Consider the following 16,355-nt stretch of genomic DNA (forward strand, 5'->3'; position numbering starts at 1 on the left):
GACTAACGTTCCTTCACTGATAGAATGTCCAAAACAATCTTGAAAGAATTCTTTTGTTCTTTTTAAAGAAAGACACTGATAATGCGTTAAATAGGGGATTAGTCTTTTTATATTTGGACCATATTGAACAGGACGAGAGACAGTAGAAGGAAACTGGGATTCTTGAATAGAATGGCAATGTGGGCATTCTTTTTGTTCCACTTTATGTTCCGTCACTTCTATCTGGATAGGTGGTAAATCATACACTTGGCGAATGCGGTATCCTTTTACAGGCTCATGGTCTAAAGAAGTATAGCAACAAGTACAATAGGTAGGAGAATATGTAATTGTATGGTCTGGAGTCGCTGTCAAACCAAGAGTATGTCCTTTGTGGCCCAACTGGCCACCGGTTTGACGCTGGGATGATTTTCGCAAACTTTTTGTAATAGGCTTACGAAAACCATCTGTAGAGGGTGGTTTATGACTATTTGTAGAGTTTTTTTTTGAACGATTTTCTAATTCTTCTATACGCTCTTTTAAATTCTGTATTTGACTTTCTAATTGATGAACAAAATCGCAAATAGCTTGAGGTCCCTTTTGATAGACAGCTAGAATTTCTTGTTTTTTCAACATAAATACCACCTCCTTGTATGATATATCTAGTATTCACACAAAAAGTACATATCAGACTAGTAAATGAAAAAAGCCTCCGTGAGGAAGCTGAGTAGTTACGAAGTATGTAGAGCTTGATAATCACGTATATGCGTTTCGTCTTCATAGAACAGTATCATATCTTTGGATAAGTTTTTTTTATCCAGTTAAGCTCTTGTAAGAACTTTTGTTGTTTCAGAGGATCTGCTTTTTTCAAACGATAAGTAGGCCTTGTATAAGTAAATCCCCAACGGTGTAGCATATCGCAAATTCCACCTCTAGACATAGAAACATGGTAACGCTCCTCTAACAAGTATTGAAGGACACGAGTATCCCAATGAGTTTCAGGTCCAATCCCTTCTTGATTCGGTGTACTTTCTATTAGCATGTTTCGAATTTCTGTTTCTTCACCGGGAGATAAATAAGGAGTACGTCCGGGTGGATAACGACGTTCTAATAGGCCCTCAATTCCATCGGAATTGAATGTTTGCACATAAGTAGAAACAGATTGACGACAAATCCCTATAATTTGAGCTGCAGATGTAGCAGAGTGCCCTTCCATTACCAGGCGTACGGACATAAGAAGTTGTTTGAAAAATGAATTCTTCATTTTACGCTCTTCTTGTAATAAATCGTGTACAGTAATTCCATATTTCGTTGATACATGTAACTTTGCCATTATCTAACCGCCCCTTTACCTATTTGTATGGTAAGCAGTATAGACAATTTTAAAGATTGTTAAAATATCAAACTGGATTTATGTAGCAAGTCTGATGGACTTGTATTCTAGAAAAATTGTGGGCTGGCATGCTGATCGTACGATGACAAAAGAATTAGTATTGAAAGCTTTACAACAAGCCTATTTCCGACAGAAACCGACAAGTTCTGTCTTGCATCATTCTGATCGGGGAAGTCAATATGCTTCCAACGATTATCAAAATCAATTACAACAGTATGGAATGACATGTAGCATGAATAGAAAAGGAAACTGTTATGATAACGCTTGTATCGAATCGTTCCATAGTGTCTTAAAAAAAGGGCTCATTTATCAGCAACAATACGCAACACGTGCACAAGCACAGCAAGATAGTTGGGAATACATTGAAATTTTCTATAATCGTAAAAGAATCCATTCAGCGAATGGTTATTTATCGCCGGCAGAAAAAGAACGTATGTACGAATCATGGGCTGCATAATTTAAATTTTCTGTGTCTATTTTATTGACGTAATATCACAGAGTCAAAACTTAACATTTTCCACACACATCACTACACATTTTTCCTTTACTGAGAATATACTAATTATTGTGGTTCCATGGCATATGCTAACAAGTTGGAATCATATTATATTCGATACAATAAGGAGGTTATAATGTATGGATCATTCTTTTTTTAAACCGGGTCCCTGTAGTCAGTTTCCTTTTCCTCATGCCTTTCCTGCAGCATCCGGAGACTGTTGTCCGCCGCAGGTCTTTTTTTCTCTAGAACAGCAGCAACAGTTCCCTCAGCTTTTACAAGCTGTTAACTCATCACTCCAAGCATTTTTTACAGATCCAAACGCACAAATGAGTGCAGCATTACAAGCTACTTTGCGGCCATTACTCACATTTTTACAACGTCTCATTCCACAAACACCTCAAACACAATTCTCTATTCAAACACTGCAGCAGCTCCTAGCGGCATTACAGGATCCCACATTACCAGTAGAAATAATTTCAGAGTTATCCCAGCTCTTTTTACAATCTTTATCCGCAGTAGGAAGCGCTTCAAATCTGCCTTCCACGTCCTTACAAGTACTATATCAGTTAATTTTACAAGGTATTATAAATAGTACACCGCAAGGTACAACACCTGGGGTGCCTGTAGAGCCAGGACAAATACAAGGGTTAGAGGCGGTATTAGCGCAATTAGCCCATGCCCTTGCAGCCTTTTTTGGAAATCCAAATGCAAATACAGCGGCTAATTTACAACAACAGCTCAATCAACTGTTAGCGATTTTGAATACCTTTCCTTCCAACCCGCAAACTGAATCCCTAAAAATTTTCATTCAAAATATCGTTGCACAATTACAAGGCCCGGACTTTAATACGAGTCTCATCTCCCAATTGATTTCTCAATTATTTAATGGTCTTTCTTCTTTCTTCGGAACATTACTTTTAGATCCGGCGACCTTGCAAGCCCTTATTCAATCCTTAATCGATGCGGCGTCCAATAACATTCCCCAAGGACCTTCGCCAAGTATTCCTGTTGATCCAATACAGTCCCAACAACTCCAACAATTATTACAGCAACTGACTTCCCTATTACAAGTGTATTTGACAGATCCAACGAATCCAGCAAATGTAACGGGGTTACAAAATGTACTTTCTCAATTTTTAGCGATTTTGAATACCTTTCCTTCCAATCCACAAACGGAGTTTTTAAAACAACTCCTACAAAATATTGTGACATTACTACAGGACCCAAATGCTTCTCCTTCTCAAATCTCACAATTACTCCAACAATTTTTAAATGGTCTTTCTTCCTTTTTTTCTACGCTCATACTCGATCCTACTACTTTACAAACACTCTTAACGGCATTATTACAGGCTCTTAACGTAACTGCAGGAGAATCTGGTGCTGGACCTCAAGGACCAACAGGACCTCAAGGGCCTACAGGATCTCAAGGGCCTACTGGAAGCTTTGAAGGTGCGCAGCCTTTTGATCCAAATAATACAGGATTGTACCAACCAGGTGACATTGTCATATATGAAGGCGCAGTATATGTGGTCAATACGGCAGATCCTCAAGGGATTCCAGGGGAATCTCCAGACTATACGTCTCTTGTTTCTTCTGGTGCAACTGGACCTACGGGACCTCAAGGGCCTACTGGAAGCTTTGAAGGTGCGCAGCCTTTTGATCCAAATAATACAGGATTGTACCAACCAGGTGACATTGTCATATATGAAGGCGCAGTATATGTGGTCAATACGGCAGATCCTCAAGGGATTCCAGGGGAATCTCCAGACTATACGTCTCTTGTTTCTTCTGGTGCAACTGGACCTACGGGACCTCAAGGGCCTACTGGAAGCTTTGAAGGTGCGCAGCCCTTTGATCCAAATAATACAGGATTGTACCAACCAGGTGACATTGTCATATATGAAGGCGCAGTATATGTGGTCAATACGGCAGATCCTCAAGGGATTCCAGGGGAATCTCCAGACTATACGTCTCTTGTTTCTTCTGGTGCAACTGGACCTACGGGACCTCAAGGGCCTACTGGAAGCTTTGAAGGTGCGCAGCCTTTTGATCCAAATAATACAGGATTGTACCAACCAGGTGACATTGTCATATATGAAGGCGCAGTATATGTGGTCAATACGGCAGATCCTCAAGGGATTCCAGGGGAATCTCCAGACTATACGTCTCTTGTTTCTTCTGGTGCAACTGGACCTACGGGACCTCAAGGGCCTACTGGAAGCTTTGAAGGTGCGCAGCCTTTTGATCCAAATAATACAGGATTGTACCAACCAGGTGACATTGTCATATATGAAGGCGCAGTATATGTGGTCAATACGGCAGATCCTCAAGGGATTCCAGGGGAATCTCCAGACTATACGTCTCTTGTTTCTTCTGGTGCAACTGGACCTACGGGACCTCAAGGGCCTACTGGAAGCTTTGAAGGTGCGCAGCCTTTTGATCCAAATAATACAGGATTGTACCAACCAGGTGACATTGTCATATATGAAGGCGCAGTATATGTGGTCAATACGGCAGATCCTCAAGGGATTCCAGGGGAATCTCCAGACTATACGTCTCTTGTTTCTTCTGGTGCAACTGGACCTACGGGACCTCAAGGGCCTACTGGAAGCTTTGAAGGTGCGCAGCCCTTTGATCCAAATAATACAGGATTGTACCAACCAGGTGACATTGTCATATATGAAGGCGCAGTATATGTGGTCAATACGGCAGATCCTCAAGGGATTCCAGGGGAATCTCCAGACTATACGTCTCTTGTTTCTTCTGGTGCAACTGGACCTACGGGACCTCAAGGGCCTACTGGAAGCTTTGAAGGTGCGCAGCCTTTTGATCCAAATAATACAGGATTGTACCAACCAGGTGACATTGTCATATATGAAGGCGCAGTATATGTGGTCAATACGGCAGATCCTCAAGGGATTCCAGGGGAATCTCCAGACTATACGTCTCTTGTTTCTTCTGGTGCAACTGGACCTACGGGACCTCAAGGGCCTACTGGAAGCTTTGAAGGTGCGCAGCCTTTTGATCCAAATAATACAGGATTGTACCAACCAGGTGACATTGTCATATATGAAGGCGCAGTATATGTGGTCAATACGGCAGATCCTCAAGGGATTCCAGGGGAATCTCCAGACTATACGTCTCTTGTTTCTTCTGGTGCAACTGGACCTACGGGACCTCAAGGACCTACGGGTATAATCGAATCGTTTGGTGATTATTATACACTCAGCCCAGCGGATGGAACTCCAATAATCGTTAACGGTGGAGAAATATTCCCTTTACTAGGTATAAATGTTCAAAATGGAATGACATTAGCGGATAATATCATTACAATAGGTGTCCCAGGGGTCTATTTTATCTCATATTTTTATACACCTTATAATAATAATCCCAGTACACAGTACACCATGCAGTTATTGGTAAATGGTACTCCGCCGTTAGGAACAGTGCTGTATACTAACTCTGCACCGGGAACGATTGCCGCACAACTCACATTTCTAGCTGCACTTCAGGCAGGAGATAAATTATCATTTAGAAATTCAGGGTCGGGGGCTATTCGAATAGATGTTCCAGGTATTCAAGATCAACCACTAGCATGTTCATCTACGCTATTTCGAATTTCCAGTATTCCTGGTACTTTTAGACTAGGCCGTTCTAGGTTTTTTAATGAAAATTAACTTTAGTGATGACCTTTCATTCTAGAATATGTTTTTATATACGATACAAAATCTGATAAAATTATTTTGATGCAAATAATTGATAAATTAAATAAAAAGCGAAGATTCCCATGCAGTGCCCCCTGTCAAGTAGACAGTATTTAAAAAGAGCAACTAAGCAACCTGAGTTCTATATTTATATGGACTCAGGTTATTTAATTTCTTTTGAAATCTTTGATGATTATAAAAGTGCATATATTTACGCACGGCAAGTTTGACCTCATTCGCTTTACGGAAGGAGCGTAAATGAAAACACTCTGCAATAGCGGATAAGTACAAGCGCTGTCCATTGAAAATCAAATAGGTAATATCGGTTACCCATTTTTCATTGGGTTTTGAAGCTTGAAACTCCCTATTTAGATGGTTCTCTGAAATCACATAAGCTTCGTTTTTTCCGTAATAAGGTCGTTTTTTCCCTAATTATGGCTTTGATACCTAGTTCACTCATCAATCTTTGGATGCGCTTATGACTCAAATGAAGGTTATATGTGGCTTTCCGCCACACTTGTATTCTTCTATATCCATAAATTCCTCTTAATTTTTTATGACACTCCAATATCTTTTTCTTAATTTCGATATCCTCGGATTGTTTTTTTGAAGGCGTCGTATGCCGTTTTATCCATTTGTAGTAGCCACTTCTGGTTACACCAACAATATCGCATAGAATGGTCATTGTATAACCTGTTTTTGTCATTTCATGGATGACTTCGAATTTTTTCGTTTTGGATACGACTTTCATTCCTCCTTTTACATCCCTAAGAATCTGCTTAAAATCTTTTCAATAAAATTGCCACACCTGCCAATAAGCAACTCTGTCTACTATTTTCAAGTGTTCGTTCACAATTCTTCCACATTCTACGGTAATTTTCTAACCAAGCAAAGGTGCGTTCCACAATCCAGCGTTTTGGTAACACAACAAATTTGTGAAGTTCAGAGCGTTTGATGATTTCAACCGAACAATCAATCGTTCCTTTTATGGATTGTGCAAAGGATGAGCCCGTATATCCGCCATCACAAAGTATAGTTGTCACTTTTTCCAATGTTTTCTTGTGCCTTTCACACATTTGGATGGCACCCTCTCGGTCTGTTATGTTCGCAGTTGTTACATCAATCGTATGAATGAGACCGTTTGTATCTACAGCGATATGACGTTTGATTCCTAACACTTTCTTTCCAGCATCATAACCCTTTTCACCAGCTATCCATGTGTTTTTCACGCTTTGTGCATCTACGATGCAGAATCTTGTCTGATTCTTACGTCCATCTTGCTCACGATAGGTTTCAACCAATTTTTTTATGCACTTTTTCGAGAAGACTTATACCATTCTCGTTTGTTTTTCGCCAAATCTGATAGTAGAAATACACCGTTTGCCAGTTTGGGAAGTCACTTGGTAGATTGCGCCATTGGCAGCCTGTTGGTAAGCACGTACAGAACACCGCAGAATACCTCATATAAATCAACTGTGCGTGAACGCGTCCTTTTTCGTGCGTGTTCCAAATCTGATATTACGTCAATAAAATAGACACAGAAAATTTAAATTATGCAGCCCGCGATTCGTACATACGTTCTTTTTCTACCGGCGATAAATAACCATTCGCTGAATGGATTCTTTTACGATTATAGAAAATTTCAATGTATTCCCAACTATCTTGCTGTGCTTGTGCACGTGTTGCGTATTGTTGCTGATAAATGAGCTCTTTTTTTAAGACACTATGGAACGATTCGATACAAGCGTTATCATAACAGTTTCCTTTTCTACTCATGCTACATGTCATTCCATACTGTTGTAATTGATTTTGATAATCGTTGGAAACATATTGACTTCCCCGATCAGAATGATGCAAGACAGAACTTGCCGGTTTCTGTCGGAAATAGGCTTGTTGTAAAGCTTTCAATACTAATTCTTTTGTCATCGTACGATCAGCATGCCAGCCCACAATTTTTCTAGAATACAAGTCCATCAGACTTGCTACATACAACCAGCCTTCTTTCGTCGATACATAGGTAATATCGGCTACCCAAACTTGATTTGGCTTTTCTGCCTTGAATTGACGATCTAACACATTGTTATGTACCGGATAAGAATGTTTGGAATTTGTAGTAGCTTTATATTTTTTTACAGTTCTTGATTTTAACCCTTGTTCTTTTATGATTCTTGCCACTGTTTTTTGTGAGATACGCCTGCCCTTTTGGCGTAAGATGGACGTTACTTTAGGGCTTCCATATAAACAACGTGATTCTAAGAAAATACAGTGTATTTCTTTAGTGACTTGTTCTCTTTGTACTTGCCTGGGATTTTTAGTATGATTTTTCCATTTGTAATATCCGCTTCGGGATACATGTAGAACTTGGCACATCTTCTCCACTCGGTATGTGAAGCGGTGTTGATGGATAAGTTGAAATTTTACCGATGGTCTTTCGCGAAGAAGTGCATCGCCTTTTTTAAGATTGCATTTTCTTCCTCTAAATCTAAAATACGTCGCTCCATCTCGTTTGTTTTTTGATCTTCAGAACGGAACGTTCGTTGCTTTACAAATTTGGGCTCTTTTTTATATTTCTTTACCCAACCGTGAAGGGTATTTACTGAAATCCCTAATTCTCGAGCAACTTGAGCTACATTCTTTCCTGTTTGTAAAATATGTTTTACGCTTTGGCGTTTAAATTCTTCTTCATATTGTTTTACTTTCCCCATGTAGACACCTCATTTAGTTCATTTTTTATCATATTAACTTGTGTCTACTTTTTAGTCTAACATCATTTGTGGTTACGTATAATTTTGCCAGTGTCTATCCACCTTTATCGATGTTAAAACATTAAACGGAACTTAAATAATGGTAACTCATCCTGTTACGTGTCTGAATTTGACGGTGTCCGATCTGAAGCCGTATTTCGAAGACGCCTACGAAAAAGCGTCACCACTAAAAGAAGAATAGGAATACCCGTCTGAAAAGGAATGGATACGAACTGGATGACTTGTAAGCCCTCTGTTATATGCTCTGAGAAATTGCTTGAAATGATGATGGAAGAAAAAAGAATCGTCACTCCAAAAGGAAATACAAGTTTATGATGCTTTTCCACTTTAAAAAGATCTGCCGCTGCGATCACGGATATATAATAATAAATCGCTACCTTAAAAAAATTCCCGATAATTAAAGCGAACATAACAATTACATCTATACGTTGTAGAAAATCTCCAATGCCCACTTTACTTAATGCCGTATACAAAGGGATAGGCGTTCTACTAACAATATTCACACCAAGTACCCCCACATCAAGTGCCACTGTATAACTCAAGATGGCTCCGCTTACCATCATCGCCCATAACCCAATCGGAATCCCTTGTTTAGGTTTATTCAAATATGGAAGCACCATTGAAAAAGCAAGCATCTCTGCGAAAGGGAAAAAATATGTCTGCGGAACTGTTAGTAATACAGGTTTGTAACCTTTTTCTAATATAGGTAAAAGATTGGGGACATGAATAATTCGAGAGGAAAATAAAACAATAGTCCCTATTACTCCAATGATGATTAATATCATAAAGTATATGCTAGCTGTTCGAGCTAGCACCTCAATTCCTTTATAAATCAAATAGGCGACTACCAGGGTCATGGAAAGATTGAGTACAAATAGGGGAGTTAGATCATATAAGGCGATGTTTAGCAGATTACTACAATCTCGTAAGTTTCTAGCAGCCGCATTCATAAAATATGCCGTATACAAAAGAGCAATGGGCCAGCCAATATATTTCCCTAGAATTTTTTGTATATAACTTGTAAAAAGCAGATTGGGAAAGAAGCGATGCAGCGTACCATGAACAATAAACATGGCCATTCCACATGCCAAACCGAGTAGAACAGCAAGCCAAGCATCTTTTTCTGCTTCCATCCCCACGCCAACTACAAGTGCACTTCCAAATTCAAATAAAATAATTAAAGCGAATAATTGTACTGCGTTTATTTTGATTTTTTCCAAGACCTCACATCCTTTTTTGTATATTTATTCGTTGGTCTCTTTCGTATGATACGTCTTGGTTCGCATACCTGAATGATGAATAACTACATTCACAGTCACATCCACTTTACTTTCAGAAAAAGTATGATTCCAATCATGTTTCCATTTATTCCATACTTTTGGATGCGAGAGATTGAGTACTTCTCCAAATCCTAAAACATCACTTTTCTCGTTTTGTGCTAACTTGACTGCTGCTAAGATATCTGTCTCTGTTTTATTTCTCCATTGTCGTTCCAACTCTTTGATGATAACTGTCTGATTCAGATCGAGAGCGCATTGTACCTCGCTTATAATTCCTTCCTCATGTATATTGACATGGAACATTGGCTTCCCGTGATGAAGGCTTGCTGTCACATTCGTTTTGGAACGGAGTATTTCAATACCAATGGCATTTTTTTTCTTTTGACAATTGAGGTTTATAGTGGACCCCTTCATCTTATTTTGAATCAATATAATTCCTCTTGCTTGTCTGTTCGGAAGCCAACGCATGAGTTTCCCATCCTTGAAGAGGGCCAATCTACCGATATTAACAGAAACAGAAGGTTTGCTTTTTTCGACATTCGATTTCTCATCTCCTTCTAGCGAGTCTCCATCCAGTCTTACACCACTTATCACCAACTGTTTTCCTTGTTTCCCCAATCCATTAACGATATCATCGATTTCTACCCTTGTATTCTCTGACCACAACTTTTCTGTTAATTTCATTTTTGTAGAAAGACTGTTGGAGGGGAGTTTCTCAATAGGTGTGAGCGTTTCAAGGATCTGTTTGGCTTCATCTCTTTCTGCGATCAATACCATAGAAGTAAGGCGAGTTTCAGGGGTCCTCTCAAAAAAGTCGAATAGATTTGAGATCCCTTTTTTTGCTAACGATTCCCCGATAATGACAAGCTGTAAATGGGAGAAATATAATTCCCGGGGCACCTTTTTTGATGTTTTTCGAATGGCTTCTAATAACGTACGTCCCGTTGTTGTATAAACTGTGATTGGAGTGGAATATCCAGATCCCCCCTCGATACTTCCCGCTGCTTCACCTACGTTAGCAATTTGAAGTGATACTCGGTATCCTTTGTTTTCTGCATCCTTATCTATGCCAAGTGCCATGACAATCGCCAAACTTTTTATTTCTTTGCTATCCCAACAGCCGGTAAGTAGGACCGTAGTTATAACCAACATGACAATGATACACTTGCTATTTCTCATCCATATCCTCCTTACTCATGTTTTGACTGGGAGAAGATTGAAGATCGCGTGCCATCCTGGTTCTATTCTGCCGACTAATAAGTCGAGGTCTTGTGAAAAAGGACCATAATGGAAAACGGAATAAGGTATCCTTTTGATCTGATGAAACCCATGGTGCAAAAGGAGCCAGATAAGGAATACCGAAAGAGCGTAGACTGGACATATGACCTATAATCATAATCGTACCGAGCATAACACCATAAAAACCCAGTATCCCCGCTACTATCATGAAAGGAAAACGCAAAATACGAGTAGTGGCTAAACTGAAAGAAGGTATGGTGAAACTGGCGATCCCTGATGCTGCCACGATAATGACCATAGATGCTGATATAATACCTGCTTGCACAGCCGCTTGACCCAATATTAAAGCGCCTACGATTGAAACCGCTTGACCTAGCGCTCGTGGCATTCTCAATCCAGCCTCACGTATTACTTCAAAGCTTACCTCCATTAACAACGCCTCGATTAATAATGGAAAAGGAGCACCGTCTCTTTGCGCAGCAAGACTCAAGAGAAGAGAGGTTGGAATCATCTCTTGGTGAAACGAAAGGGCGGCGATGTATACGGGTGTTCCCAATAGGCAAACAAGAAAAGAAAAAAAACGTAAGAATCGTAAAAATGTACTAATGACGAAACCTTGATAGTAATCCTCGGGTGATTGGAAAAATTGAAAAAATACAGTAGGTGAAAGGAGAACAAAAGGTGTTCCATCCACCAGAATGGCAACTCGCCCTTCTAGTAAATTGCCTACCACACTATCTGGACGTTCTGTACTATAGATAGTTGGAAAAAGAGTGAATGTCTCATCTTGAATGAGTTCCTCGATATAACCTGATTCCAAAATTGCATCTATTTCAATGGAATTTAAACGTTGTTTGATTTCTCGCACGAGTTTATCACTGGCAATGTCTTTTATATACAGGATACCAATGTCGGTTTGAGTCACGCTACCTACTTTCGTTATTTCCAGCCAAAGTTTCGAGCTCTTGATCCGCCGACGAACAAGAGAAATGTTTGTTGCGATGGATTCAGTGAAGCAGTCTTTCGGACCACGTATCGTTACTTGGGAAGTTGGTTCTGTAATAGAACGGGTTTCCCCCCCTCTTGTGTTAACACTAAGCGCTTCGGGCCAATCATCCATTAAAATGATCGTGTCTCCCGATAACATCGACAAGCATAATTCATCCCAACGTGAAATACTTTGTAGTTCACCCACCACCAAGACATCTTGTTTTATCCTGTTATATAGTTCACAAACGTCATGGATTTTAGTCTCATCCAGATCATCCTTCAACGATTGCAAAATCCAATCATCCATTGCGCCCTTATTTACTAATCCATCTATATACATTACCACAACGGTTATTTTAAGGGATATTCCTATTTCTATTTTACAAAATTTAATATCAGGGCTGTTACCAAACTCTTGTTTTATATGGTCAAGATTTTTTGTTATATCTGAATGAAGAAGATTCATGCCTTTACCAGCACCCTTTTGTTCTTTCTTACATGTGATGCCTCTGCTCGTTTTATGAAATTTACATTCCATTTTTGATTCTCCTTTAGCTTTGATAAGTATTGTTTTGTACATAGAAATTTTTATGTGGGGGCATGTCATATCTCGGATAAAATTTTAAAAAACCAAAAGCTTATAAATAATAAAATGTGTATTCGGGAATATATGAGATAAACTCCTTTTTATAAGAAATTGTGTGTACTATATAACCATAAGTTTTATAAAGATATGATATTTTTAATATGCGATGTTTATGGTATTGTATACCATAAATTACTTGGTTCTGGTGATATTAAGTCAATAAAATAGACACAGATAAATTTAATTATGCAGCTCTTGTCCCGTACGTACGTTCTTTTTCTGTCGGAGATAAATAACCATTCGCTGAATGAATTCTTTTACGATTATAGAAAATTTCAATGTATTCCCAAATATCTTGCTGTGCTTGCGCACGTGTTGGATATTGTTGCTGATAAATAAGTTCTTTTTTCAAGACACCATGGAATGATTCGATACAAGCGTTATCATAACAGTTCCCTTTTCTGCTCATGCTACCTTGCATTCCATACTGGGGTATAGCCGCATGCCCATCAACTTAAGAATCTTTACTACCCCAAAGTGTAAAAAAAACGTTATTCTTTCTAAAAATCTAAATAGAAAGGATGGCGTTTTCTTATGAATCTTTCGATTCAAGATGAATTACAACTATTTTCTGAAGAACTGTGCTGTCATTTAACCCCTTCTCTTTTAGAAGAACTCGCAAAAGAATTAGGGTGTGTCTAAAAACTATTTTTATGATACGATTACCTCAAACAATCCAAAGAGAGGTATTTTCCATGACATCACGCCGCTACGAACTTACAAATGAACAATGGGAACAAATCAAAGACATCTTTCCACCGTACACGACTGGACGTCCCCTTAAAAGGAGTAATCGCGAAATGTTCAATGCAATGTTGTGGATAGCCAGAAGCGGTGCACCCTGGCGTGACTTGCCGGAACATTATGGTTTATGGAAAACCGTGTATGCCCGCTTCTGTAAATGTGAACTGTCCATACTGTGCAACTTCCATACAAATTGATAAGAATGGTGTAGTACAAGAGATTTGTGAATTCTGTGGTGGTCATATGCGGGAACAACAAACAGGTATGCTACAGATTTGTCAAAATGGTGAGCGTTTTGAATTTACAACAATGCAACAGCATATCTTCTTAGAGCATATTAATCAGTCTGTAGGTGAATTGAAACAGTATCACACGTACGATTTGTATTTGTTGCTAAAAGAAGTCAGAGAAGCACGCAGTCAAACGTATTATGGTTTGCAATTGCTCAATAAAGCATCTAAAACAGAAAAAAAATTAAAGGTTACTGCAAATGAAACGGGTGGAGAGTATGAGTATTACACAAGAAAAGCATGGGTAATTGAGAATATTCTCTTAGAACGTCAAGAATTCTTTCCAGAAAAGATTACAGCTCGTGTTCTTCAATATATGGAAGAACAAATTCAAAAATCGAAAAAGAAGACCATGAAGATATCAAAGGTACAACGTCAGCATAGAAGAGAAGCTTGAGAAATCTTTATACAATTTGAATTTTATATAAAATGGGGGAATGAATTATGAATACGGTAGTTAATTTGAGTATTGAAGAACTTCATAAAAAACAAGAAAAAAAGTATAAGGATATATTTGATAAATTTGAAATCGGTCAGCGAATAGAATTAAGTTCATCTTCTTATGAGCCAGATATTCCTCTCGGAGCCACAGGTAAAATATTAGATAAAAAATATAGCAAGAACGGATGTGATCTAAGAGTTGACTTTGAAGGCTATGAAACTTGGATTGATGGAGAAGATGTTTTCTAAAAGCAATTGCATATTTTAGATAGTTAATCAGTCAAACCTCCACTGATGAAAGTTTGACTGATAACGTATTACAATTTGAATTTTGTATAAAAATGGAGGGGTAATTATGAACGTTGGTGAATGGGTTTTAGCTGAAAATCAAGTCGGTTTTATCGTTTTTAAAAACCATACTGAAACATCTATAAAAGTTAAATGTAACTACTCAGCTTCCTCACGGAGGCTTTTTTCATTTACTAGTCTGATATGTACTTTTTGTGTGAATACTAGATATATCATACAAGGAGGTGGTATTTATGTTGAAAAAACAAGAAATTCTAGCTGTCTATCAAAAGGGACCTCAAGCTATTTGCGATTTTGTTCATCAATTAGAAAGTCAAATACAGAATTTAAAAGAGCGTATAGAAGAATTAGAAAATCGTTCAAAAAAAAACTCTACAAATAGTCATAAACCACCCTCTACAGATGGTTTTCGTAAGCCTATTACAAAAAGTTTGCGAAAATCATCCCAGCGTCAAACCGGTGGCCAGTTGGGCCACAAAGGACATACTCTTGGTTTGACAGCGACTCCAGACCATACAATTACATATTCTCCTACCTATTGTACTTGTTGCTATACTTCTTTAGACCATGAGCCTGTAAAAGGATACCGCATTCGCCAAGTGTATGATTTACCACCTATCCAGATAGAAGTAACAGAACATAAAGTGGAACAAAAAGAGTGCCCACATTGCCATTCTATTCAAGAATCCCAGTTTCCTTCTACTGTCTCTCGTCCTGTTCAATATGGTCCAAATATAAAAAGACTAATCCCCTATTTAACGCATTATCAGTGTCTTTCTTTAAAAAGAACAAAAGAATTCTTTCAAGATTGTTTTGGACATTCTATCAGTGAAGGAACGTTAGTCAATCATACAAACAGTTTTTCGGCTCAATTGCAGCCTTTTCTCCAAGAAGTAAAAGACCAGATCCTTCAGTCTTCTGTTGTCCATTTTGATGAAACCGGTATGCGTGTAGAAAATAAAACACAATGGTTACATACTGCCAGTACACCGGAGGTGACATTGCAACATATTCATCAAAAACGCGGAAAAGAAGCAATGGATGCTGGAGAAATCTTGCCGTCTTTTTCTGGAATCGCGATGCATGATGGTTGGAAATCATATGATGCGTATACAGATTGTCGTCACGTATTATGTAATGCCCACCTCTTACGAGATTTACAAGGAATTATAGATAGTACCGGAGAAAAATGGGCACAACAGATGCAGGAGTTTTTAACGCAAGCCTTAACGCTAAAAAAACAATACAAAGGACTCCTGCCAAAAGCAGAGCAAGAGAATCTGTCGACTGCCTATCAAGCTATATTAAAAGAAAAACAAGTATTTTCTTCAGAACCAAAAAAGAAAGGAAAACAGACGCCTGCTCAAAATTTATGGAATCGCTTCGTCAAATATGCTGACAGAATTCTAGCATTTTTAGAACATCCAGACATTCCATTTGATAACAATCAAGCAGAACGGGATATTCGAATGACGAAAGTCAAACAGAAAGTGTCTGGAACGTTTCGAAGTAAGAAAGGCGCAGAATCTTTTTGTCAGATACGAAGCTTTATAAGCACCATGAAAAAACAAAAACAATCTGTCTTACAAGCGATAGGTCAGGTTATAGAAACCGGAACGGTTCCTTGGAATTGCACGATTTCATAAGAGAAATTCTCGATTCGATCTAGATTCTTTCTCTTATGGGCATATTTTTTTTCATGTTTTCGAATTGGAAACATGTATTTAGCATGCTTTTTTGTCTGAGGAAGCTGAGTAGTTACGAAAAATGATTTGATTTTCAGCTTGTTTAGTATCCGTGGTGCCCTCAGCTTGGATTAGGTAACCATTTGTAAAACAAGTAGAACCTACGACACAACCTGATACAAGTGTTGCGATCGTCCTCCTGAATTTCTTTTTTGATTTTTTCATATGTACCCCCTCGTTTTCAATTTTGGCACTTTTGATATTGATGGTTCTTCACAGGTATAGATCACTTTTTGGCCTTTTAAACTTAATATTTTGATAGAATGTAAAGCTTGTATAGTAGTTGAGAATCTATTAAAACCAGAAGTAGTTTCTAGTATCTATCTGTACCCAT

Annotated in this window: 13 protein-coding genes and 4 pseudogenes; 6 read left to right on the forward strand and 11 right to left on the reverse strand. The window is 38.5% G+C overall.

Features of this window, described 5'->3' with window-relative positions:
- A partial coding sequence (locus QCI41_RS00005) for a DUF6444 domain-containing protein (protein ID WP_353839235.1) occupies positions 1-612 on the reverse strand: 612 nt, incomplete at its 3' end.
- A gap of 154 nt (positions 613-766) precedes the next feature.
- Entirely contained in the window at positions 767-1,309 is a 543-nt protein-coding gene (locus QCI41_RS00010) for a helix-turn-helix domain-containing protein (RefSeq protein WP_353836035.1), read from the reverse strand.
- 46 nt (positions 1,310-1,355) lie between these two features.
- Between QCI41_RS00010 and QCI41_RS00015 the strand changes: the two genes are divergently transcribed.
- Together QCI41_RS00015 and QCI41_RS00020 are read left to right on the forward strand one after the other, a co-directional pair.
- On the forward strand, positions 1,356-1,826 hold the full coding sequence (locus QCI41_RS00015) for an IS3 family transposase (protein WP_353838790.1): 471 nt from the start codon (positions 1,356-1,358) through the stop codon (positions 1,824-1,826).
- A gap of 179 nt (positions 1,827-2,005) precedes the next feature.
- On the forward strand, positions 2,006-5,545 hold the full coding sequence (locus QCI41_RS00020) for a collagen-like repeat preface domain-containing protein (protein WP_353839236.1): 3,540 nt from the start codon (positions 2,006-2,008) through the stop codon (positions 5,543-5,545).
- 153 nt (positions 5,546-5,698) lie between these two features.
- On the opposite strand, the gene QCI41_RS00025 is transcribed toward QCI41_RS00020, so the two are convergent.
- From QCI41_RS00025 to QCI41_RS00065, 8 genes and pseudogenes are all read right to left on the reverse strand, one after another.
- Positions 5,699-5,962, reverse strand: a complete 264-nt coding sequence (locus QCI41_RS00025) for an IS3 family transposase (RefSeq protein ID WP_353838987.1) — start codon at positions 5,960-5,962, stop codon at positions 5,699-5,701.
- Positions 5,937-6,323 (reverse strand): IS3 family transposase, encoded by a 387-nt coding sequence (locus QCI41_RS00030; protein WP_353838788.1) that lies wholly within the window; start codon positions 6,321-6,323, stop codon positions 5,937-5,939. The genes QCI41_RS00025 and QCI41_RS00030 overlap by 26 nt, the downstream gene beginning before the upstream one ends.
- A 28-nt stretch (positions 6,324-6,351) precedes the next feature.
- A pseudogene (locus QCI41_RS00035) lies at positions 6,352-7,118 on the reverse strand (IS5 family transposase).
- Between the two features lie 5 nt (positions 7,119-7,123).
- Positions 7,124-8,277, reverse strand: a pseudogene (locus QCI41_RS00040) (IS3 family transposase).
- Positions 8,278-8,432: 155 nt separating this feature from the next.
- The gene (locus QCI41_RS00050) at positions 8,433-9,557 is read right to left on the reverse strand and encodes a GerAB/ArcD/ProY family transporter (protein ID WP_353838786.1); all 1,125 of its coding nucleotides are present in this window, start codon (positions 9,555-9,557) and stop codon (positions 8,433-8,435) included.
- A gap of 24 nt (positions 9,558-9,581) precedes the next feature.
- A complete protein-coding gene (locus QCI41_RS00055) occupies positions 9,582-10,796 on the reverse strand; it encodes a Ger(x)C family spore germination protein (RefSeq protein ID WP_353838785.1) in 1,215 nt (404 codons plus the stop codon).
- Positions 10,786-12,384, reverse strand: a complete 1,599-nt coding sequence (locus tag QCI41_RS00060) for a spore germination protein (RefSeq protein WP_353838784.1) — start codon at positions 12,382-12,384, stop codon at positions 10,786-10,788. The genes QCI41_RS00055 and QCI41_RS00060 overlap by 11 nt, the downstream gene beginning before the upstream one ends.
- A gap of 292 nt (positions 12,385-12,676) precedes the next feature.
- Positions 12,677-12,916 (reverse strand): annotated as a pseudogene (locus QCI41_RS00065) (transposase); the annotation flags it as partial.
- 271 nt (positions 12,917-13,187) lie between these two features.
- Here QCI41_RS00065 and QCI41_RS00070 point away from each other — a divergent pair.
- The 4 genes and pseudogenes from QCI41_RS00070 to tnpC all read left to right on the forward strand — a co-directional run.
- A pseudogene (locus tag QCI41_RS00070) lies at positions 13,188-13,394 on the forward strand (transposase); the annotation flags it as partial.
- Positions 13,378-13,923, forward strand: coding sequence for a hypothetical protein (locus tag QCI41_RS00075; RefSeq protein WP_353838783.1), 546 nt, complete (start codon positions 13,378-13,380; stop codon positions 13,921-13,923). The pseudogene QCI41_RS00070 and the gene QCI41_RS00075, both read left to right, overlap by 17 nt.
- A 47-nt stretch (positions 13,924-13,970) precedes the next feature.
- Positions 13,971-14,216, forward strand: a complete 246-nt coding sequence (locus QCI41_RS00080; RefSeq protein WP_029440397.1) for a hypothetical protein — start codon at positions 13,971-13,973, stop codon at positions 14,214-14,216.
- Positions 14,217-14,509: 293 nt separating this feature from the next.
- Complete coding sequence (gene tnpC, locus QCI41_RS00085; protein ID WP_353836078.1) at positions 14,510-15,922, forward strand: IS66 family transposase; 1,413 nt, start codon at positions 14,510-14,512, stop codon at positions 15,920-15,922.
- Positions 15,923-16,000: 78 nt separating this feature from the next.
- Here tnpC and QCI41_RS00090 read toward each other — a convergent pair whose 3' ends face one another.
- Positions 16,001-16,186 carry a hypothetical protein gene (locus QCI41_RS00090; RefSeq protein WP_353838782.1) on the reverse strand — a complete coding sequence of 62 codons (186 nt, stop codon included), beginning with the start codon at positions 16,184-16,186 and terminating at the stop codon, positions 16,001-16,003.
- Positions 16,187-16,355: the final 169 nt, after the last annotated feature.

Origin of the sequence: Bacillus cereus group sp. MG4, from assembly GCF_040460055.1 — a bacterium.
Taxonomy (GTDB): domain Bacteria; phylum Bacillota; class Bacilli; order Bacillales; family Bacillaceae_G; genus Bacillus_A; species Bacillus_A wiedmannii.